Source organism: Litchfieldella rifensis (assembly GCF_042646605.1).
GTDB lineage: Bacteria > Pseudomonadota > Gammaproteobacteria > Pseudomonadales > Halomonadaceae > Litchfieldella > Litchfieldella rifensis.
Genome location: NZ_JBHRUG010000047.1, coordinates 12,177 through 31,664, shown reverse-complemented (window position 1 = coordinate 31,664; position 19,488 = coordinate 12,177). Strand labels below are relative to the sequence as shown.

General features: G+C 63.7%; 14 protein-coding genes. 7 read left to right on the top strand and 7 right to left on the bottom strand.

Annotated features, from left to right (window positions below; genetic code table 11):
• Positions 1-494: 494 nt before the first annotated feature.
• The 4 genes from ACFOEV_RS19700 to ACFOEV_RS19685 are packed head-to-tail and all read right to left on the bottom strand — an operon-like array spanning position 495 to position 6,236.
• On the bottom strand, positions 495-3,380 hold the full coding sequence (locus ACFOEV_RS19700; RefSeq protein ID WP_386776599.1) for an FAD-binding and (Fe-S)-binding domain-containing protein: 2,886 nt from the start codon (positions 3,378-3,380) through the stop codon (positions 495-497).
• Entirely contained in the window at positions 3,377-4,045 is a 669-nt protein-coding gene (locus ACFOEV_RS19695) for a LutC/YkgG family protein (RefSeq protein WP_386776598.1), read from the bottom strand. The genes ACFOEV_RS19700 and ACFOEV_RS19695 overlap by 4 nt, the downstream gene beginning before the upstream one ends.
• Positions 4,042-5,484 carry a LutB/LldF family L-lactate oxidation iron-sulfur protein gene (locus tag ACFOEV_RS19690; protein WP_386776597.1) on the bottom strand — a complete coding sequence of 481 codons (1,443 nt, stop codon included), beginning with the start codon at positions 5,482-5,484 and terminating at the stop codon, positions 4,042-4,044. Before ACFOEV_RS19690 ends, ACFOEV_RS19695 begins: the two co-directional genes overlap by 4 nt.
• A complete protein-coding gene (locus ACFOEV_RS19685) occupies positions 5,481-6,236 on the bottom strand; it encodes a (Fe-S)-binding protein (RefSeq protein ID WP_386776596.1) in 756 nt (251 codons plus the stop codon). The genes ACFOEV_RS19690 and ACFOEV_RS19685 overlap by 4 nt, the downstream gene beginning before the upstream one ends.
• 381 nt (positions 6,237-6,617) lie before the next feature.
• On the opposite strand from ACFOEV_RS19685, the gene ACFOEV_RS19680 reads away from it, so the two are divergent.
• Genes ACFOEV_RS19680 through ACFOEV_RS19670 form a run of 3 tightly spaced genes read left to right on the top strand, consistent with a single transcriptional unit; the run spans position 6,618 to position 10,672 of the window.
• Entirely contained in the window at positions 6,618-7,394 is a 777-nt protein-coding gene (locus ACFOEV_RS19680; RefSeq protein WP_386776595.1) for a GntR family transcriptional regulator, read from the top strand.
• Between the two features lie 10 nt (positions 7,395-7,404).
• Positions 7,405-9,300, top strand: a complete 1,896-nt coding sequence (locus ACFOEV_RS19675; RefSeq protein WP_386776594.1) for a sensor histidine kinase — start codon at positions 7,405-7,407, stop codon at positions 9,298-9,300.
• Positions 9,293-10,672, top strand: coding sequence for a sigma-54-dependent transcriptional regulator (locus tag ACFOEV_RS19670; RefSeq protein ID WP_386776593.1), 1,380 nt, complete (start codon positions 9,293-9,295; stop codon positions 10,670-10,672). Before ACFOEV_RS19675 ends, ACFOEV_RS19670 begins: the two co-directional genes overlap by 8 nt.
• On the opposite strand, the gene ACFOEV_RS19665 is transcribed toward ACFOEV_RS19670, so the two are convergent.
• From ACFOEV_RS19665 to ACFOEV_RS19655, 3 genes are all read right to left on the bottom strand, one after another.
• Positions 10,651-11,319, bottom strand: coding sequence for a metal-dependent hydrolase (locus ACFOEV_RS19665; protein ID WP_386776592.1), 669 nt, complete (start codon positions 11,317-11,319; stop codon positions 10,651-10,653). The genes ACFOEV_RS19670 and ACFOEV_RS19665 overlap by 22 nt on opposite strands.
• 86 nt (positions 11,320-11,405) lie before the next feature.
• Entirely contained in the window at positions 11,406-11,960 is a 555-nt protein-coding gene (locus tag ACFOEV_RS19660; RefSeq protein ID WP_386776591.1) for a gamma carbonic anhydrase family protein, read from the bottom strand.
• A gap of 49 nt (positions 11,961-12,009) precedes the next feature.
• Entirely contained in the window at positions 12,010-13,350 is a 1,341-nt protein-coding gene (locus tag ACFOEV_RS19655; RefSeq protein WP_386776590.1) for a sodium-dependent transporter, read from the bottom strand.
• A gap of 171 nt (positions 13,351-13,521) precedes the next feature.
• Here ACFOEV_RS19655 and prlC point away from each other — a divergent pair, with 171 nt between their 5' ends.
• The 4 genes from prlC (at position 13,522) to ACFOEV_RS19635 (ending at position 19,425) form a co-directional block, all read left to right on the top strand.
• The gene (gene prlC, locus ACFOEV_RS19650) at positions 13,522-15,573 is read left to right on the top strand and encodes an oligopeptidase A (protein ID WP_386776589.1); all 2,052 of its coding nucleotides are present in this window, start codon (positions 13,522-13,524) and stop codon (positions 15,571-15,573) included.
• A gap of 17 nt (positions 15,574-15,590) precedes the next feature.
• The gene (locus ACFOEV_RS19645; protein WP_386776588.1) at positions 15,591-15,848 is read left to right on the top strand and encodes a YheV family putative zinc ribbon protein; all 258 of its coding nucleotides are present in this window, start codon (positions 15,591-15,593) and stop codon (positions 15,846-15,848) included.
• Positions 15,849-16,122: 274 nt separating this feature from the next.
• A complete protein-coding gene (locus tag ACFOEV_RS19640) occupies positions 16,123-17,130 on the top strand; it encodes a TAXI family TRAP transporter solute-binding subunit (protein ID WP_386776587.1) in 1,008 nt (335 codons plus the stop codon).
• 99 nt (positions 17,131-17,229) lie between these two features.
• Positions 17,230-19,425 (top strand): TRAP transporter permease, encoded by a 2,196-nt coding sequence (locus ACFOEV_RS19635; RefSeq protein ID WP_386776586.1) that lies wholly within the window; start codon positions 17,230-17,232, stop codon positions 19,423-19,425.
• The last annotated feature ends 63 nt before the right edge of the window (positions 19,426-19,488 follow it).

The following is a 19,488-nucleotide window of genomic DNA, read 5'->3' as shown; positions in this document are numbered from 1 at the left end:
TGACGAGTCGCTTGCCTTGAAGGTCTTGGTGACTGCTCACCCCTTCACCGACAAGCGCCCACATGAATTACCTGATCGATTGTTAAAGAGCGGCTCCGGCCTCGGCTAAAGAGGGGAGCGTCTCGCTTCGCTGTCGTGCCACCGGGTGGCTCACCAGCGCCCTGCGAGGAAGGCGTATTCTACTGACTCGGCGCGCGCTGTCAAGGCGTTTCGCGTGCCGCCAGCCCGTCAGTCGACGCCTGGCGCACGGCCCGAGGGCCGCCGAGCGAGTGGGGCCGCATTCTCGCGAATGCCCGCGCCGCTGTCAAGCCGCAATCGCCACAGCGATCTCGAAAATCTCAACAGAAACAAGCGCTTCCACCACCCTCCACCGCCCGCGACGTATGCCCGTCGTCGGCAGCGGATGCGTACTCTACGGCGTTCCGACGCCGCCTGCAAGGGGTTTTTCACGCCTCTGTCATGAAAAGCCGGTCAGGGCGTATCCTGCCTCCTCCCTATGCCGGCGCCTGGCCAGGCGCCACGGCAGTCTTCGGTCGGCTGACCCGATCGACCAGCGACAGGATCGAGCGATAGGGAATGCCACCATGCTGACTAAGGCCAATCTCGCAGGTGCGTGAGTTGGAGTAGCCAGCCGCACAGTCCTTCACCTGGTCGGCCAGGCCATGCAGGGCCGAGGCATTGAGTTCCGGGGTCGCAAACCCCTTGTCACCGGCGAAGCCGCAACAATCAATCTCCGCCGGTACCACGACATCCTTGGCACAGGCCTTGGCCAGGGCGACGAACTTGTCGGCCAGTCCCATGCGCGCACTTGAACAAGTGACATGTACAGCGATGCGTTCGGTCGTTGGTGTAATCTCCAATCGTGGCAGCAGGTAGTCGTGGGCAAAGGCCACCGGTTCCAGCAGCATCAAGCGTTTGTCCAGGGTGGCCCGCATCTGCAGGGTGCAGGGACTGGTATCGCTGAGCACTGGATAGCGACCGTTCTGGCTGGCTGCCAGCAATTCACGATTGAGCTCCCTCGCCTTGTGTTCGGCCTCGGTGAACTGCCCCTTGGACTGGAATGCCATGCCACAGCACAGATGCCCCGGCATGGCCGGAATGATGACCTCGTATCCGGCCTTGTCGAGCAGCGCCAGCGTCAGCTCCATCACCGACCGCGACTCCTGGTCATCGCGACCGGCCCCGAATACCCGGGTCGCGCAGGAAGGTAGATAGACCACCTTGTCGCGCGCGACGTCGCCGCTACCGACGGGCCTGCTCAGCACCTTGATCGAGGCCGCCCTGGGCATACTCGGCAGCCATTGCGGTAGACGCCCGCCACTGAAATTGCGCAAGCCACGACTGACTTTGGTCATCCCCTTGTCACCAAGCACCGCTTGGCCGATAGCCGCCACATTGAGCACACCCCGCCCGAGGCGCGTAGCCCCGGAAAAATGACGGCCGATCGTGCGCGCCACACCGGCCTTGCCGATATTACGCTCGTGGCGCAGGTTACGAATCAGGTCGCCGGTATTGATGTCCACCGGGCACTGCGTAGCACACAGGCCAATGGCGGCACAGGTCTCGTCGCCTTGATAGCGGTAGTCCTGCCATAGCCGCTCGATACGCGCCTTGTCGTCGTTGCTGGCTCGCTCACCCAACGCCTCGAGCCTGGCCAATTCGCGACGAATGACGATGCGCTGCCGCGGCGTGAGAGTCAGGTCCTTCGACGGACATACCGGTTCGCAGAAGCCGCACTCGATGCATTTGTCGACGATGGGATCGGCGGCCGGCAAGGGCTTGAGGTTCTCGAGGTGCAGGGTCGGGTTGCGGCTCAGGATCACCTCGGGGTTGAGCAGGTTGGCGGGATCGAACAGCGCCTTGATCCGCCACATCAGGGCATAGGCATCGGCGCCCCATTCGAGCTCCACATAGGGCGCCATGTTGCGCCCGGTGCCATGCTCAGCCTTGAGCGAGCCGCCGTATTCGCCCCCCACCAGGTGGGCGACCTCGTCCATCAGCGCCTGATAGCGCTCGACCTCCCCAGGCTTCTCGAAGCCCTGCGGGAAGACGAAGTGCAGATTCCCCTCCAGGGCATGACCGAACAGGATAGCGTCCCGATAGCCATGCCGATGGAACACCTCGCCGAGCGCCAGCACGCCTTCGTCGAGGCGTTCGACGGGGAAGGCCACGTCTTCGATCACCACGGTAGTACCGGTCTCGCGCACTGCGCCCACTGCCGGGAACAGCCCCTTGCGGATCTTCCAGTACCGCTCGTAGGTCACCGAATCGCGCATGAAGGTTAATGGCTCCAGGGTCTTGAGGCCTTCCAAAGCGGCATGTACTTGCGCCTCGCGGGATTCAAGCACCGCTTCGTCATTGCCGCGCACGTCGATCAAGAGTGCCGCCACCCCGTCGGGAAGCGCCCCCAGGAACTCGGGCATCCCTGGCTTGTCCTGCACCGAGCGCAGGGCGGCGCGGTCCATCAACTCCACCGCCGAGACCGGGGTCTGCTTCAGGGCAATGGTCGCCCGGCAGGTGGTGGCCATGTCAGGAAAGATCGCCAGTGCCGCCGCCTTTTCAGGCTCATCAACCACGGTGTCATAGGTGATCGAGCTGATAAAGCCAAGCGTCCCCTCGGAGCCGATCATCAGATGCTTGAGGATCTCGATGCCGTCGGTGAAGTCGACCAGGCTGTTCAGGGCATAGCCGGTGGTGTTCTTGAGCCGGTACTTGTGGCGGATCTTGTCGGCGAGAGCGGTGTCGGCCAGGGTTTCACGCGACAGCCGTTCGAGCTCACCCAGCAAGGCGGCATGCGAGTGACGAAAGGCCTCACGACTGTCGGCGTCGACGGTATCCAGCAGCGTACCGTCGGCGAGAATCACGCGGATATCACGCAGCGTACGGTAACTGTTCTGGGCCGTGCCACAGCACATGCCCGAGGCGTTATTGGCGGCGATCCCACCGATCATGCAGCTATTGAGCGACGCCGGGTCGGGGCCGATCTTACGCCGAAAGGGCGCCAGCAGCTGATTGGCACGGGCGCCGATCACCCCGGGCTGCAGCCTGATCGCCGCGCCGTGGTCGAGAATCTCGTGGCCACGCCAGGCACGCCCCAGCAGGATCAGCACCGAGTCGGTAACCGCCTGCCCCGACAGCGAGGTCCCGGCGGCACGAAAGGTCACCGGCAGACGGCGGGAATGGCACTCGGCCAGCACCCGGATCAGCTCGGCTTCGCTTTCGACCCGCACGACCAGCTGCGGGATCAGCCGATAGAAGCTGGCATCGCTGCCATAAGCCAGTGTCCTGAGCGGATCGTCGATCAGCCGCTCGCCAGGGATCTCCGCAGCCAATGCAGCCTTCAGCTCTTGATAAGCCTGCGGATTGCCGTGTGCGCTCATGCAGTCTCCTGGGCATGCCGAACCAGCACCACCAATTCCCGGGGGCCGTGCACCCCATAGGCCAGCGTCTGCTCGATGTCGGCGGTCTTGCTGGGGCCGGAGACCAGCAACGCATTGGTCGGCATGCCCCCCGCCCAGCCATGGGTCTCGACCACATCGAAAAAGGTATCCTCGAGGGTATCGGCATCCAGCACGGCAATATGAATCGGCGGCACCAGGCTGATCAGGCGGGGCTCGTCCGGGGTCGGCCATAGCCACAGGCTGCCGGTCTCGGCAATCGCGCCACGCGTCGAGGTCAGGCCGGCATCGACGCTTTCGAACTGCTCGCGCTTCCAGGACTCGATATCGCGATCGGCATCGACCAGCTCGACATCGAGTCCCGCCAGGGCAGCACGCGCCCCCACTGCGACGGGGTGTTCGCGCCCCAGTGCCAGGCGCTTGATCGACTTGGTCGTCACGACGTCGGCCAGCCTGGCACCCCAGTTGTCACTGGTCGTGTGGATCACCTCGCCATGCACCGAGGTGATCAGCCGCTCGAAGCGCTCGAGGCGCTCGGTCTGACTCCAGCCACGGTTGGTGACCACGCTGAAATCGCTCCCGGGCGCCGTCAGGGCACCATCGGTACGCTCGCGCAGACGCCGGAGGATGTTGTCGCGTGCACTCATCGCGGCCCCTCCTGCCGACGATACTGCTTGACCAGGGCATGCAGCGAGGTCTTGGCCGGCCTGGGGGAGCTGCGATGGTCGGTCCAGGGGCCGAGTCTCGCTGGCGTCAGGGCACGCAGCTTGCCGGCGACGAAAGCACTGCCTCGCCACACCGACGGATGCGTGGCCAGCCATTGCCAGCCCTTCCAGGCCAGCACCTCCCTGCGGTTACGCTTGACGCCGGCGCCGGGCACGTTGCCACGCCCCTCGCCGACGGCCTCCTTGCGCAGGCGCACCAGCAGGTCGGGAATCGGAATCTTCACCGGACAGACTTCCCCGCAGGCACCGCACAGGCTCGAGGCCGAGGGCAGATCCCTGGTCGCTTCCAGCCCCAGCATGTGCGGCATCAGGATCTTGCCGATGGGGCCGGGATAGGTGGTGCCATAGGTGTGGCCGCCAACCCGGGTGTACACCGGACAGTGATTCATGCACGCCCCGCAGCGAATACAGCGCAGGGTGTCGAGCAACTCGTCGTCCTGGTAGATGCTGGAGCGCCCGTTGTCGACCAGCACCAGGTGAATTTCCTCGGGGCCATCATGTTCACCAGGCTTCCGCGGCGAACTGATCATGTTGAAGTAGGTGGTGACATGCTGGCCGGTAGCCGAGCGCGTCAGCAGGGCGTATAGGGGCGGCACGTCACGCAGTTGCTCGACGACCTTCTCGATCCCGGTCACGGCGATGTGCACCGGTGGCACCGTGGTGGTCATGCGGCCATTGCCCTCATTTTCCACCAGGCACAGGGTGCCGGTCTCGGCCACCGCGAAGTTGACCCCGGAGACCCCGACATCGGCGGCCATGAAGCGCTCACGCAATTGGGCTCGCGCCGCAGCGGTCATGGTGTCGACATCGCGGGTCCGCTCGGTGCCCGTCTTGTCGTGCAGGATCTCGGAGATCTCGTCGGTATTGAGGTGGATCGCCGGCATGATGATGTGCGACGGCGTCTGCTCATTGAGTTGCACCAGGTATTCGCCAAGATCCGATTCCAGCGCCTCGATACCCGCCGCTTCCAGATAGGCGTTGAGATGCATCTCCTCGGAGACCATCGACTTGCCCTTGATGACGGACTTGGCGCCGCGCGCCTCGCACAGCTCGCGAATGATGCGACAGGCCTGCTCGCCATCCTCCGCCCAGTGCACCCGGATGCCATTGGCCTGGCAGTTGGCTTCCAGTTGCTCGAGCAGGTCGGGCAGCCTGGCCAGCGCACGCAAGCGGATATTGGCGCCGAGTTCGCGCAGAGCTTCCAGATCCCAGTCGCTGAACACCTCGCGACGCTTGGCCATCAAGCCATCCATGGCCTTGCGGAAATTATGGCGAATCTGCGGGTCGCCGAGGGCGTCGTGCGCCTGGCGGTGGAAAGCCTCGGGAGTAAAGGTCTGGGGGGTGAAGGGCTGCACGCTCATGAGGACCTCCGCCACAGGAATGACGCGATATGCTCACCTTGCATCGCTTTCTTCTGATGCTCGAAGCGGCCGGCGATGTTCATCAGACAACCGCAATCGGAAGTGACGAAATGCTCGGCTCCACTGGCCTCGATGGCCAGGGTCTTGTCCTCGACCATGGCCGCCGAGACTTCCGGATGACGTACCGCAAAGGTCCCACCGAAACCGCAGCACTCCTCGGCACGGGCCTGCTCCACCAGTTCCACCTTGTCGAGTTGAGCGAGCAGCATGGGACCGGTACCGGCCAGCCCCATCTCACGACGCGCGCTGCATGACGTATGCATGGCAACGCGCTGTGACGGTCCCTTGTCGGTGAGCTGGACATGACAGACATGCACCAGAAACTCGGTCAACTCGAAGACCCGTTCCGCCACCTCCTTGGCCTGAGCCTCGCGGGGGGTCCCGGCGAACAGCTGGGGATAATGGGTACGCATCATTCCGCCGCAGGAGCCGGATGGCACGACGATCGGCCAGGGCTCGGGGAACAGGTCGAGCTGGGCCTCGGCCACGGCACGCGCCTCGTCATGATAGCCGGACGTATAGGCAGGCTGACCGCAACAGGTCTGGTCATCGGGAAAGACCACCTCGATCCCCTCACGCTCGAGCAGCCGAATCCCGTCGAGCCCGGCCTGCGGATAGAACATGTCGATCAGGCAGGTTCCGAAAACGTAGGCCTTCTGCGGTTTGGGGGGGTACAGCTTGACTGGTGTCATTCTCGGGTCTCCTCGCCTTTCCCTCACAGCCGACGCCTGTCGCATGGGCGAGGCGCTCGCCAGGCTGTTTATCAGCCTGGTAAATTGGTAAAACCAATTTACTGATAATGTTGGTGAACCTTAGGAGGGCCCGCCATCGAGTGTCAAATGCGTCGCGCATATTTTCTCGCCAACACGGCTTATACTTTGGTAGCAGCATCAAATGCTCAGCATTAACCCACTGAAAGAATAAAACAATTTTCCAAGAACGCGAATTGTACATGAGGAGGAGATAACCTAAATTTGGTAATACCAATTCCCATTGGGCGCCCGACAGGTTTTTTGTCACAATCCCCGCTACGTCTTGGCAACGCCGACGCCCCGCTTTCACGAGAGATACACATGGCCTACCAACCCGTTCGACAGCCGCGCATCGCCGATGTCATCACCGAGCGACTCGAAGCGATGATTCTCGAGGGTAGCCTCAAGCCCGGTCAGCGATTGCCGCCGGAACGCGAGCTATCCGAACGCTTCGGCGTTTCGCGACCGTCGCTGCGCGAAGCCATCCAGAAGCTCGCCGCCCGCGGCCTGCTCTCGAGTCGCCAGGGCGGTGGCACCTATGTGACTGAAGAACTCAATACGCGTTACAACGATCCGTTGCTGGACATGCTGCCCCGGCACAAGGAATTCCACCTCGACCTGCTGGAGTTCCGCGATGCCATGGAAGGCATCTCGGCTTATTACGCGGCCCTGCGCTCCACACCGGCCGACAAGGCAGTGCTGGTCGAACGCTTTGAGGAGCTGGAAGCCTGTTTCGCCGGCCGCGATCCGGCGCAGGAGGCCAAGGCCGATGCCGCCTTCCACCTGGCCATTGCCGAATCTGCCCACAATGTCCTGTTGTTGCACACGATTCGCGGTATCTTCCACTTGCTGGAACGGAGTATCGTCGACAACCTGACCCACCTGTTCGAAAAGCCCGACTCTCGCCCTCGCTTGATGGAACAGCACCGTGCGCTGCTCGATGCCATTATCGAGGGCCGTGCCGAGGATGCCCGCGCTCGCTCCCACGAGCACCTGGTATTCGTCGAAGAAGAACTGCTGGAGATGGAGCGTGCCGAAACGCGAGCCCAACGCGCCCTGCGCCGCGCCCAGGCCATGCCCGACCGTGCCAACGGGTAAATCCAACGGCATGTCACGGCGATGGCGCCTTTGGCTAATGTTGCTGGTGCCGCTGGGATTCGTTCTGGTGGTGTGGCAAGCGGCACAGGTAGCCCGCGATCAAGCCTTGCAGACCCTGCATGACGAGGCCGAGAACGAGCTGCGGCTGTCCGCGGCCGGCCTCGAGGGACACCTGTCGCGCCACGACTACCTGCCCGAACTGCTGGCTTCCCGAGAACTCGTGAAGCGCTTTCTGGCCGCCCCCGATCAGCAGAACGCGATGCCGGTCAACCTGCTGCTGGATCACTTTCGTGCAACCGCCGATGTCTCCGACATCTATCTGCTCGACCGCTATGCCAATACCCTGGCCGCCAGCAACTGGCATCTGCCCAATACCTTCATCGGGCAGAACTATGCCTTCCGCAGCTACTACCAGGACGCCATCGCGGGCCGGGAAGGCCGTTTCCATGGCCTCGGGGTGCAATCGCTGGAGCGTGGCTACTACTTCTCAGCGCCGGTGACACTCGACGACGGCGACAGCAATCCCGATGGCGTGATGGTCGTCAAGGTCCTGCTCGACGCCGTGGAAAACAGCTGGGCCGGCCAGAGCGCCGAGCTGCTGGTCACCGACCAGGACGACATCATCTTCATGGCCAGTCATCCCGAGTTGCGCATGACGGCGCTCCATCCGCTTTCCCCCGATGAGCGCGATGCCCTGCTCGCCACCCGCCGCTATGCCGACGAACCCCTGCCCTCCTCGGGAATCGAAATGCTCGCGCCACTCCGCGACCAGAGCCAGCTGGTGGGGTTTTCTCGCGGCCCACTGACAGGGCAAGAATATCTGCTGCTGACCCGCCCCCTGCCTGAATTCGGCTGGGACATGCACATTCTCAAGCCCCAACTCCCGGTCCAACGCGCCCAGTGGCAAGCCGCCCTGCTGGCCGGCGGTTTCTATGGAGTGGTGGTCTTCGCCGGCGGCTTCGGCTGGCAGCGCCGGCGGCTGCGCCGCGAGCGTGAGCTGTTCGCCGAACGCGAGCGCCAGACGCTGGCCCGGGCGCGTGATGAACTGGAGCGCAACGTCGAACGGCGCACACGCGATCTGGTCGACTCCAACCGCCGCCTGTCGGCGGAGATCGAGGAGCGCCGGCGCGCCGAGGCCAACCTGCGCCAGACCCGTGACGAACTGATCCAGGCAGCCAAGTTGGCGGTGCTCGGCCAACTGGCCGCCGGCATCAATCACGAGCTCAACCAGCCCTTGGCGGCGATTCGCGCCTATGCCGAGAACGCGCGCACCTTCCTGGCCCGCCAACGCCTGGACACCGCTGACGCCAATCTCGAGCAGATCGTCGAGCTGACCGCACGCATGGCCAAGATCAGTGCCCAGCTCAAGCAGTTTTCCCGCAAGAGCGGCGACACCCTGACCGCAGTCTCGGTGCCGGCCTGCTTCGACTATGCCCTGCGCCTCTATCAGGCGCGCCTGAGTTCGGCGGGGGTCGAGATCGTCCGCCACTGGCCTGCCCAGGAAACCTGGGTACGCGCGGATCTGGTCCGCCTCGAGCAGGTGTTGGTCAACCTGATCGGCAATGCCCTGCAAGCCATGGCCGAGACCCCTTCGCCGCGGCTTGTCCTGGGCATCGAGCCACGCGGCAGCGAGGTGCACATCACGGTGGCGGACAACGGCCCAGGCATCGCCGACGAACACCTGAATCGCGTGTTCGAACCCTTCTTCACCACCAAGTCGACGGGCAGCGGTCTGGGCCTGGGGTTGTCGATCTCGTCACGCATCATCGACGACATGGGAGGACGCCTCGAGGCCAGCAATCAAGCCGGTGGCGGCGCCCGCTTCCTCATCACGCTGCCTACCAGCGGCGACTCTGTCGTAAACTCCCTTCCCCACGACTCTCAGGAGCCCAGTTCCCATGCATGACGACACGGCCAGCCCGGTGCTGATCATCGACGACGAGGAGCATTTGCGCATCACTGCCAGCCAGACCCTCGAGCTGGCGGGCTATGCGCCCCAAACCCTGGCCAGTGCCGAAGCCGGGCTCGAACGTCTCACCGCGGACTTTCCCGGTGTCCTGGTAAGCGATATCCGCATGCCCGGCATGGATGGCATGAGCTTGCTGCGCGAAGTCCGGCGCCGTGACCCGGACCTGCCGGTGATCCTGATCACCGGGCATGGCGACATCTCCACCGCGGTGGAGGCCATGCGTGAGGGCGCCTGGGACTTCCTGGAAAAGCCGTTCGCCGGCGAACGGTTGGTGGAAATGGTCCGCCGCGGCATCGAGAAACGCCGCCTGAGTCTGGAAAACCGCCAGCTCAAGGCCGAGCTCGAGGCCCAGCAGTCGGCGCCGGGACCGCGCCTGGTGGGACGCACCCCGATCATGCAGCGCCTGGCCTCGATGGTACAGCGCATCAGCCAGGTCGAAGCCGATGTCCTGCTATTCGGCGAAACCGGTACCGGCAAGGACCTGGTCGCCCGCTCCCTGCACGAGCGCAGCGCACGCGGCGGCCAGCCGTTCGTCGCCATCAACTGCGGCGCGGTGCCGGAATCCATCATCGAGTCCGAGCTGTTCGGCCATGAGAAAGGCGCCTTTACCGGCGCCGTGGAGCGACGCATCGGCAAGTTCGAACACGCCAACGGCGGCACGGTATTTCTCGACGAGATCGAATCGATGCCACTCGCCCTGCAGGTCAAGCTGTTGAGAGTATTGCAGGAGCGCTGTGTCGAACGCCTGGGCGCCAATGTCCCGACCCCTCTCGATATCCGCGTGATCGCCGCCACCAAGGTCGATCTCAAGGCCGCCGCCGAGGAAGGCCGGTTTCGCGAGGACCTCTACTACCGACTCAACGTGGTGACGCTGCCGATCCCGGCACTGCGCGAGCGTCGCGAAGACATCCCGCTGCTGTTCCAGCATTTCGCAGTGGTCGCCGCCAACCGCAGCGGCCTCGAGGCTCCATCGCTGGATGCCGGCGGCATCTCGACGCTGATGGCCCACGACTGGCCGGGCAATGTGCGCGAGTTGCGCAACCTTGCCGAACGCTACGTCCTGCTGGGCACGGCCCACGACTACCGGCTCGACGCCCTGCTCGATGGCGCCGAACCGGGGCCCGGCGATATGGCGTTGCCGCAGCAGGTGGAGCTGTTCGAGAAGAGCCTGATCAGCCAGTCGCTGGCCAGCCATCGTGGCCGCATTCCCGCGGTCTGCGAGCATCTGGGGCTGCCGCGCAAGACGCTCTACGACAAGCTCAGGAAATACAGCCTCAAGGCCGAGGATTACCGCCAGACGGCGCCCTGAGCCAGCAGCTCGAGCAGTGCCTGCCAAGGCGGCAGCCACGGCACCAGGGCGGCGGTGAGTACCAGCATCAGTACCGAGTTACCCGGCTCGCGATAGTCGAACAGCTTGAACGCCGTGCCGAAGGAACGCTTGATGCGCGTGCCCACCAAGTCGACGCTGTAAAACTCGTCGAGCAGCAGATGAATCAGCGTGCCCACGACCAGCGCCAGCCCCTGGGCCCACGCCATCCAGGCACTCTGCGAAAGCCACTGATAACTGGCCACCGTGGTCGTCAGCCCGCACAACAACGATGCCAGCAGCGAATGCCAGATACCGCGATGCACGGAGAAGCGCTTGAATACCGCGCTCAATGCATAGCGCACGCCGATATACAGCCCGCCACAAGCGAGGACGATGGCTCCGGGGCTGAGCCGCCCCTGCAACCACAGCGCGCCGCCCACCACCGCCAGCACGGCAAACAGCGTGAAGATCAGGCGGATGGCATGGGACTGGTCGGAGTCGATATCCGGCAGTATCCCGCCGAAGGCGGTCGACACGGCGAGGGACGAGGCTTCGGCAGCCGACAACTGGGTGGCGTGCCAGCCACCGAGGCCAAGCAGTGCGCCGCCGGCCACGGCGACGCTGAGGTGAGTACGAAAATCGGCCATGCAAGAACTCGTCAAATACTGGATGAAAATCCAGATTATGCGCAGCATGGCCTGAAAAAACAAACAGTTGCCAAATGGCGACAGGTTCAGGCGGAGTGCTGGTCTGCCTGCCCATCGGCGAGATACTGGTCTTTCAGCTTGACGTAGTTGCCGGCAGTATAAGGGAAGAATTCGCGCTCAGGCGCCTTGAGCGGCCGCAGTGCCTTGGCCGGATTGCCGGCATAGACATGGCCGCTGGCCAGGTGCTTACCCGGCGTGACCACCGCACCGGCGGCGATGATGACCTCATCCTCGACCACCGCCCCATCCATGACGATGGCCCCCATGCCGACCAGTACCCGGTTGCCGATCGTGCAGCCATGCAATATCACCTTGTGGCCGATGGTCACGTCATCACCGACGGTCAGCGGGTGACCACCGGGATTGAAATCGCTGGCATGCGTGATGTGCAGCACGCTGCCGTCCTGCACGCTGGTCCTGGCGCCGATACGGATCCGGTGCATATCGCCGCGAATGACGGCCATCGGCCATACCGAGCAATCATCGCCCAGCACCACATCGCCCAGCACCATGCCGGCCGGGTCGATGTAGACCCGTGCGCCGAAACGCGGCGTGATGCCCTGAAAGGTTCGAATATTCATATACGCCTCCTGGAAGAAGGAACCTGGGCGTCCCCTCAACTCGACTTTGTCATATCAGCCCGGACAACAGCACGATCAGCGTCAAGGGAATCGACACGTAGCGCAACAGGGCTTGCCACACACGAAACCCGTTAGGTCCGGCATCCAGCGCCCGCAGTGCCGTGCTGCGCGGCATCACCCAGGCGGCGAAGATCGCGATCAGCAAGCCACCGATGGGCAGAAAGACATCGGTGGGCACCGTGGTCACCAATTCGAAGAAGTTCATGCCGGCCAGCCAGTCCACCTCGGCCATGGTCGAGAACGACAGCACCGACAGCAGCCCCGCCAGCCACACCGCTACGGCGACGAGCGCCGTGGCCCGACTACGGCGCAACCCCATGCCCTGCAGGGTGGCGACCATCGGCTCGGCAAGATTGATCGACGAGGTCCAGGTGGCCAGCAGCAGTAGCAGGAAGAAGATTCCCAACCATAACGAGCCCCAGGGGAGTTCGGCAAAGGCGATCGGCAGGGTCACGAACATCAGCCCCGGGCCTTCTCCGGGGTCCATGCCTTGAGAGAAGACCACCGAGAAGATGGCGACTCCGGCCAGCAGCGCCACCGCCACATCGAGCACCGCCACCGCCCCGACGGCGCGCGGCAGACTCTGGTGGTCGGGCATGTAGGCACCATAGGCCATCAGGGCGCAAGCGCCCACCGCCAGGGTGAAGAAGGCATGGCCCAAGGCATTGAGCACCACCCCCACACTGAGCGCCGAGAGGTCCGGGCGCAGCAACCAGGTCAGCGCCTGTCCGAAGCCGTCGGTGGATGCCGCATAGATCACCAGTACCACCAGTAACACGTACAGCAGCGGCATCATCAGGTTATTGAGCTTTTCCAGTCCGCCGGCGACCCCAGCTGCGACTACCGACATGGTCAACAGCAGGAATAGGGTGTGATTGAAGGTCATGCGCAGCGGATCGGCGAGGAACGCGTCGAAGTTGGCGCCGATCTCCGCCGGCCCCAGTCCGACGAAGTCACCGTTGACGGCTTCGATCAGGAACTCGATCGACCAACCCGACACCACCGAGTAGAACGACAGGATGAAGAACACGGTGACGCCACCGAACACTCCCAGCCAGCGCCAATGCGGCGACGCCTCGGCCTGGTGTGCCAGGTAGGCCAGCGACTGCATCGGGCTGCGTCGCCCGGCCCGGCCGATCATGATTTCCGCCATCATCACCGGTAGCCCGAGCGATACCACGAAGGCAACATACAGCAGCAGGAAGACGGCGCCTCCGTTCTCGCCGGTCATGTAGGGAAAGCGCCAGATATTGCCCAACCCTACCGCGGCGCCGGTGACCGCCAGGATAAAGGCCCGTCGTGAACTCCAGCGTTCCAGTGTTTCAGTCATATGGATTGATCCTTGAGATGACGGCAGCAGAGGGTAGCCGCTCGACGCGGGGCTGACCAGTCATCGAAGGCGCAAGCCTGACGGCACGAGCACCGACGGCGTTGGGAGTCTCCATTGAAACCGTGCCTCGCTGCCCGCATCTATGCATGAGATTTCACTCCGGAGGTTCGTATGTCCCGCAATCCACTGCTCGAAACCCACACCCTGCCACCCTTTGGCGACATTCAGCCCGACCAGGTGGTACCGGCCATCGAGCGCCTGATCGAGGACAATCGAACCGCCATCGAGCGCCTGGCCGAACGCGCCAACCAGGCTCCCCCGAGCTGGGAGAGCCTGGCCGCGCCGCTGGAGGCCTTGAACGATCGCCTGTCCCAGGCCTGGTCACCGGTGTCGCACCTCAATGCCACCATGAATTCCGAGCCGTTGCGCGAAGCCTACCAGGCCTGCCTGGGCAGGCTGTCCGAATACAGCACCTGGTTGGGCCAGCATGAAGGCCTGTGCCGGGCCTACCAGGCGCTCAGGGACTCACCGGCCTATACCCGCCTCGACGAGGCCCAGTGTCGCTCGGTGGACAACACCCTGCGCGATTTCCGCCTCGCCGGTGTCGACCTGCCCGCCGACAAGAAGCAGCGCTATGGCGAGATTCAGGCCCGCCTGTCGGAACTGGCCAACACCTTCTCCAACCACGTGCTGGATGCGACCCAGGCCTGGCACAAGGAGATTGCCGATGTCCAGGCGCTCGACGGCCTGCCCCAGAGCGCGCTCGACACGCTCAAGGCCAACGCCGAGGCCAAGGGCGTCGAGGGCTATCGCATCACCCTCGACTTCCCCAGTTTCTTCCCGGTGGTGAGCTTCGCCCATGACCGCGAGCTGCGTCGCGAGGTATACACCGCCTTCATCACCCGTGCCTCCGACCAAGGGCCCAATGCCGGGGAGTACGACAACGCACCAATCATCGAGGAAACCCTGCGACTGCGCCACGAGCTGGCCGAACTGCTGGGCTTCTCCACATACGCCGACTACTCCCTGGCCACCAAGATGGCCGAGTCGCCCCGCCAGGTGCTCGATTTTCTCGAAGACCTGGCCAGCCGCGCCTATCCCCAGGCCAAGGACGAGTTTGCCGAGCTCGAAGCCTACGCCCGCGACGAACTCGGCCTCACCGATCTCGAGCCCTGGGATATCGGCTATGCCAGCGAGAAGCTGCGCGAGGCCCGCTACGCGATCTCCCAGGAGCAGTTGCGCCCCTATTTTCCGGCTCCCCGGGTCATCGATGGCCTGTTTCGGGTCGTCGAGACGCTCTACGGCGTGCAATTCGAGGAAGACGACAGCGCGCCGCGCTATCACCCGGACGTGCGTTTCTTTCGCATCATCGAGCACGGCGAGCCGATCGCCGGTTTCTATCTCGACCTCTATGCCCGCGAGGGCAAGCGTGGCGGCGCCTGGATGGACGAATGCCGGGTACGGCGCGCCCACGAGGACGGGCATATCCAGTTGCCGGTCGCCTATCTGACCTGCAACTTCACCCGCCCGGTAGGCGACAAGCCGGCGCTGCTGACCCACGACGAGGTTACCACCCTGTTCCACGAGTTCGGCCATGGCCTGCACCATATGCTGACCAAGCAGGAAGTCGCCGATGTCTCGGGCATCAACGGCGTGGCCTGGGATGCCGTGGAGCTGCCCAGCCAGTTCATGGAGAATTTCTGCTGGGAACGCGAGGGCCTGGACATGATCGCCGGTCATGTGGATACCGACGCCAAGCTGCCCGGCGAGCTGCTCGAGCGGTTGCAGGCGGCCAAGAACTTCCAGTCGGCCATGGGCATGGTTCGCCAGCTGGAATTCTCGCTGTTCGACTTCCGCTTGCACCATGAGCTGGCCGCGCCAAAGGCTGCCGACGTCCAGGCGCTGCTCGATGCGGTGCGCGATGCCGTCTCGGTGGTGCCCAGGGCCAGCTTCAACCGCTTCCAGAACGGCTTCAGCCATATCTTTGCCGGTGGCTACGCCGCGGGCTACTACAGCTACAAGTGGGCCGAGGTGCTGTCCGCCGATGCGTACAGTGCGTTCGAGGAAGCCGGGATCTTCGATCGCGAGACGGGGGCTCGCTTCCGCCGCGAGATCCTCGAAAAGGGGGGAGCCCGCGATGCCGCCGAGACATTCCGCGCCTTCCGCGGCCGTGAACCCAGTGTCGAACCGCTGTTGCGCCATAGCGGCATTCGTGCCGCTTGAGTGACGAGGAGACTCCGATGGCAGTGCAAAAACGTTTTATCGCCGGCGCCATCTGCCCACGTTGCGCCGCCATGGACCGCGTCCGCACCTGGGAGCAGTACGGCATTCGCTACCGCGACTGCGTCAACTGCGACTTCTTCGAACAGCTCCCCATCGAGGATGGCGCGGCTGCCGAGCTGGAAACCCGGGTCAACCGTCCCCGTGAGGAGCAGCAGCGCGACGAGGTGCAGAAGGTGAAGATCCTCGACCCCAAAGGGTCTGGCTCACGCGAATAATCCCGCGCAGCTAGCTCAAGCAAGTCCCAGCACAAGGCCCCGCAGCGCTTACACCGCTGCGGGGCCTGCTTTTATGTGCGGAAATCCGCACAGCAGACAAGGCCAGGGGTGCGAACTTCCAGACATCCCCTTTCTTTTGTTCTTCGACCTTAGTGGAAAGAGGTTTCCTTAATTAATTGAACCACAATGATTTTTTCAAGGACGGCACAGTCGTTGCTGCTAGAGAAGTGCTATGCATCATCCACCCAACGATAAAGAACGAAGAGGGTATCGCATGTCAGCTAACCATCGCAGCTTCCCCTTGTCGCGCGTCGCCACCACCCTGGCCACGAGCGCTTGCATCGGTGGCCTTCTACTGGCCTCTACCGCTCACGCCGACCGCTCCGAGTGGCCACAGAGCTTCACCATGGGTACCGCCAGCCAAGGAGGCACCTACTTCGTATACGGTTCCGGCTGGGCCAACCTGATCGCCGACGAACTCGGCCTGTCCGGCGGCGGCGAGGTAACCGGTGGACCGACCCAGAACCTGGCACTGGTACATAGTGGCGACATCGCCTTCGGCATGACCACCATGGGGCCGGCCGCCGATGCCATGAGCGGAAACAGTCCGCTGGCCCCAGGCGTGGTGATGGATAACGTCTGTGCCATGTTCCCGATGTACGAGACACCGTTCTCGATCTCCGCCCTGACCGACTCGGGCATCACGTCCATCTCCGAGATTCCCGATGGCGCACGTATCGGTTTCGGACCGGCCGGTTCCACCTCCGACACCTACTTCCCGGCCATTCTTGCCGAACTCGGGGTCAACTTCGAACGACGCAACGGCGGCTGGACCGACCTCGGAGGCCAGCTCCAGGACGGTCTGCTCGACGTCATCGCCTTCGCTGCCGGCATCCCGATCCCGGCCGTCAGCCAGCTCGAGGTGCAGACCGACGTCAACATCATCGAGTTCACCGAGGAAGAGCAGGCCGCGGCCATCAAGGCATTCCCGGTCTCCGAATTCATGATCCCGGCCAGCACCTACACGACTCTTGAAGAAGACGCGCGCGCTGTCTCGATGTGGAACTTCGCCATCGCTGGCTGCGACCTGCCGGAAGACCTCGTCTACGAAGCCACCCGCATCACCATGGAAAACAACGACAAGATGCGCTCGGTTCATCGCAGTGCCGCCACTACCATCCCGGAAAATGTGGTTCACAACCATGTGATTCCCTTCCATCCGGGGGCCGCACGCTGGTTTAACGAAAACGGCTACGAAATCGACGCGGCGCAGATCCACTAAGCCATTCAGCATCCCCATGACGAGGACCGGTGCCTGATAAGGGACAGGCACCGGCCCTCGATTAGGCTCCTATCCCTTTACTCTCAAGGGTAACTTCCCATGAGCAACACCTCCGATAAACGACCCGAAGCGCAAGTCGACGCTGCGCTCGACACGGCACCCGAGACCATTGCCCAGGGTGTCGATGAAGAAGTGGTCGAAGGCAATCGCCGGCTTTTCAGCGGCTGGCTGTGGTGGCTGTTCGGCACCTTGGCCATTCTCTATTCCTCCTTTCACCTGTTCTCGCTGAACATCTATCCACTGGAGACCTGGTCGTTTCGCATCATCCATATCTGCGGGGCGCTGATTCTCGGTTACGGTTTCTACACCGGAGCACGTTTCGTCTCCGAGAGTGACACGCCGGCGGCCCCGTGGCTGCGCTATCTGAGCACGGCCCTGTTCGTGCCCGCCGCTTATGCCCTGGTACAAGTCATACTGATGTGGCGCACCATCAGTGGCGGCGCCATGCGTATCGAACCGCATATCGAGGCCTGGCACTTCGGCCTGCCGCTGATCGCCGCCACGACAGCCGCTGTCGTGCTGTCCTGGTGCTATCGTCAGACCCGTGAGCGGTTGAGCCTGCCCGACCTGGTGCTGATGGTCTGTGCCCTGGCCAGTGCCGGTTATTTCCTGGTGATCTACAATACCCCTCTGCGCATGTCCACCGGCACCACGTTCGCGCCGATGGGCATCTCCTATGCCGCCATCGCCGGGTCACTGCTGATCCTCGAGCTGACGCGTCGCGTGGCCGGCCTGGCGCTGGTGATCATCTCGTTCGTGTTCCTGCTGTACGTCTTCGCCGGCCCCTATCTGCCCGGCTTCCTGGGCTACCCGGGGCTATCGGTAGGCCGTTTCTTCAGCCAGGTGTATACCGATGCGGGCATCCTCGGGCCGACCACCGCGGTATCGTCGACCTATATCATCCTGTTCATCATCTTCGCCGCCTTCCTGCAGGCATCCAAGGTCGGTGACTACTTCGTCAACTTCGCCTTCGCTGCCGCTGGCCGGGCGCGTGGTGGCCCGGCCAAGGTGGCGATCTTCGCTTCCGGGCTGATGGGCATGATCAACGGCACCAGCGCCGGTAACGTGGTGTCCACCGGCTCGCTGACCATTCCGTTGATGAAGAAAGTCGGTTACCCCAGCCGCAGCGCCGGGGCCATCGAGGCGGCGGCCTCCACGGGTGGGCAGATCATGCCGCCGATCATGGGGGCCGGGGCCTTCATCATGGCCGAGATCACCGGTATCCCCTATACCGAGATCGCCGTCGCGGCGGTGATTCCGGCGATCCTGTACTTCGCCTCGGTCTACTTCATGGTCGACTTCGAGGCCGCGCGCAAGGGCATGCGCGGCATGCGCAAGGACGAGATCCCGCTCTTCTCGCGCCTGGTCAAGCAGGTCTACCTGTTCGCACCGATCATTATCCTGATCGTCGCGCTGTTCATGGGGTATTCGGTGATCCGTGCCGGCACCCTGGCTACCGCCGCCGCCGCGGTAGTGAGCTGGCTCTCGCCGCACAAGATGGGGATTCCCTCGATCCTGCGGGCATTACAACTGGCCGGCACCATGTCGATCCAGATCATCGCCGTGTGTGCCTGTGCCGGGATCATCGTCGGGGTGATTTCCCTGACCGGGGTCGGCTCGCGCTTCTCGTCGCTGCTGCTGGGCCTGGCCGGGTTCAGCCAGTTGCTGGCGCTGTTCTTCGCCATGTGTATCAGCATCCTGCTGGGCATGGGCATGCCGACCACAGCCGCCTATGCAGTGGCGGCCTCGGTGGTCGCCCCGGGCCTGATCGGGATCGGCATCGAGCCGCTGGTGGCGCACTTCTTCGTGTTCTACTTCGCGGTGGTCTCGGCCATCACCCCGCCGGTGGCGCTGGCCTCCTACGCGGCGGCCGGCATCTCCGGGGCCAATGCCATGCAGACCTCGGTGACCTCGTTCAAGATCGGTCTGGCGGCCTTTATCGTGCCGTTCATGTTCTTCTACAGCCCGGCGATGCTGATGGAAGGCAGTGGCTTGCAGATCCTGCGCGTGGGCGTGACCGCGACACTCGGCATCGTGATGCTGGCGGCGGCGGTGCAGGCGTGGTTCTTCGGACCGATCAAGGCCCTGCTGCGGCTGGTACTGCTGGTGGGCGCCGTGTGCATGATCTACGGCGGCATCTACTCCGACCTGGCCGGGCTGGCGGCGGGCATCGCCATCTTCCTGTTGCAACGACGCCTGCCGCTGGGAGGCGACAAGGTACCCGTCAAGTCCTGAGTCCCTGACGAAAAACCCCGCCGACCACGACATGGCCGGCGGGTTTCCGTTTTTTCCGCTCTC

Bases quoted from the DNA above. Each gene is read 5' to 3' on its own strand.
- ACFOEV_RS19640 (WP_386776587.1), top strand. From the start codon at position 16,123: ATGTCAGCTAACCATCGCAGCTTCCCCTTGTCGCGCGTCGCCACCACC.
- ACFOEV_RS19655 (WP_386776590.1), bottom strand. From the start codon at position 13,350: ATGACTGAAACACTGGAACGCTGGAGTTCACGACGGGCCTTTATCCTG.
- prlC (WP_386776589.1), top strand. From the start codon at position 13,522: ATGTCCCGCAATCCACTGCTCGAAACCCACACCCTGCCACCCTTTGGC.
- ACFOEV_RS19665 (WP_386776592.1), bottom strand. From the start codon at position 11,319: ATGGCCGATTTTCGTACTCACCTCAGCGTCGCCGTGGCCGGCGGCGCA.
- ACFOEV_RS19700 (WP_386776599.1), bottom strand. From the start codon at position 3,380: ATGAGCGCACACGGCAATCCGCAGGCTTATCAAGAGCTGAAGGCTGCA.
- ACFOEV_RS19670 (WP_386776593.1), top strand. From the start codon at position 9,293: ATGCATGACGACACGGCCAGCCCGGTGCTGATCATCGACGACGAGGAG.
- ACFOEV_RS19690 (WP_386776597.1), bottom strand. From the start codon at position 5,484: ATGAGCGTGCAGCCCTTCACCCCCCAGACCTTTACTCCCGAGGCTTTC.
- ACFOEV_RS19675 (WP_386776594.1), top strand. From the start codon at position 7,405: ATGTCACGGCGATGGCGCCTTTGGCTAATGTTGCTGGTGCCGCTGGGA.
- ACFOEV_RS19680 (WP_386776595.1), top strand. From the start codon at position 6,618: ATGGCCTACCAACCCGTTCGACAGCCGCGCATCGCCGATGTCATCACC.
- ACFOEV_RS19695 (WP_386776598.1), bottom strand. From the start codon at position 4,045: ATGAGTGCACGCGACAACATCCTCCGGCGTCTGCGCGAGCGTACCGAT.
- ACFOEV_RS19685 (WP_386776596.1), bottom strand. From the start codon at position 6,236: ATGACACCAGTCAAGCTGTACCCCCCCAAACCGCAGAAGGCCTACGTT.
- ACFOEV_RS19645 (WP_386776588.1), top strand. From the start codon at position 15,591: ATGGCAGTGCAAAAACGTTTTATCGCCGGCGCCATCTGCCCACGTTGC.
- ACFOEV_RS19635 (WP_386776586.1), top strand. From the start codon at position 17,230: ATGAGCAACACCTCCGATAAACGACCCGAAGCGCAAGTCGACGCTGCG.
- ACFOEV_RS19660 (WP_386776591.1), bottom strand. From the start codon at position 11,960: ATGAATATTCGAACCTTTCAGGGCATCACGCCGCGTTTCGGCGCACGG.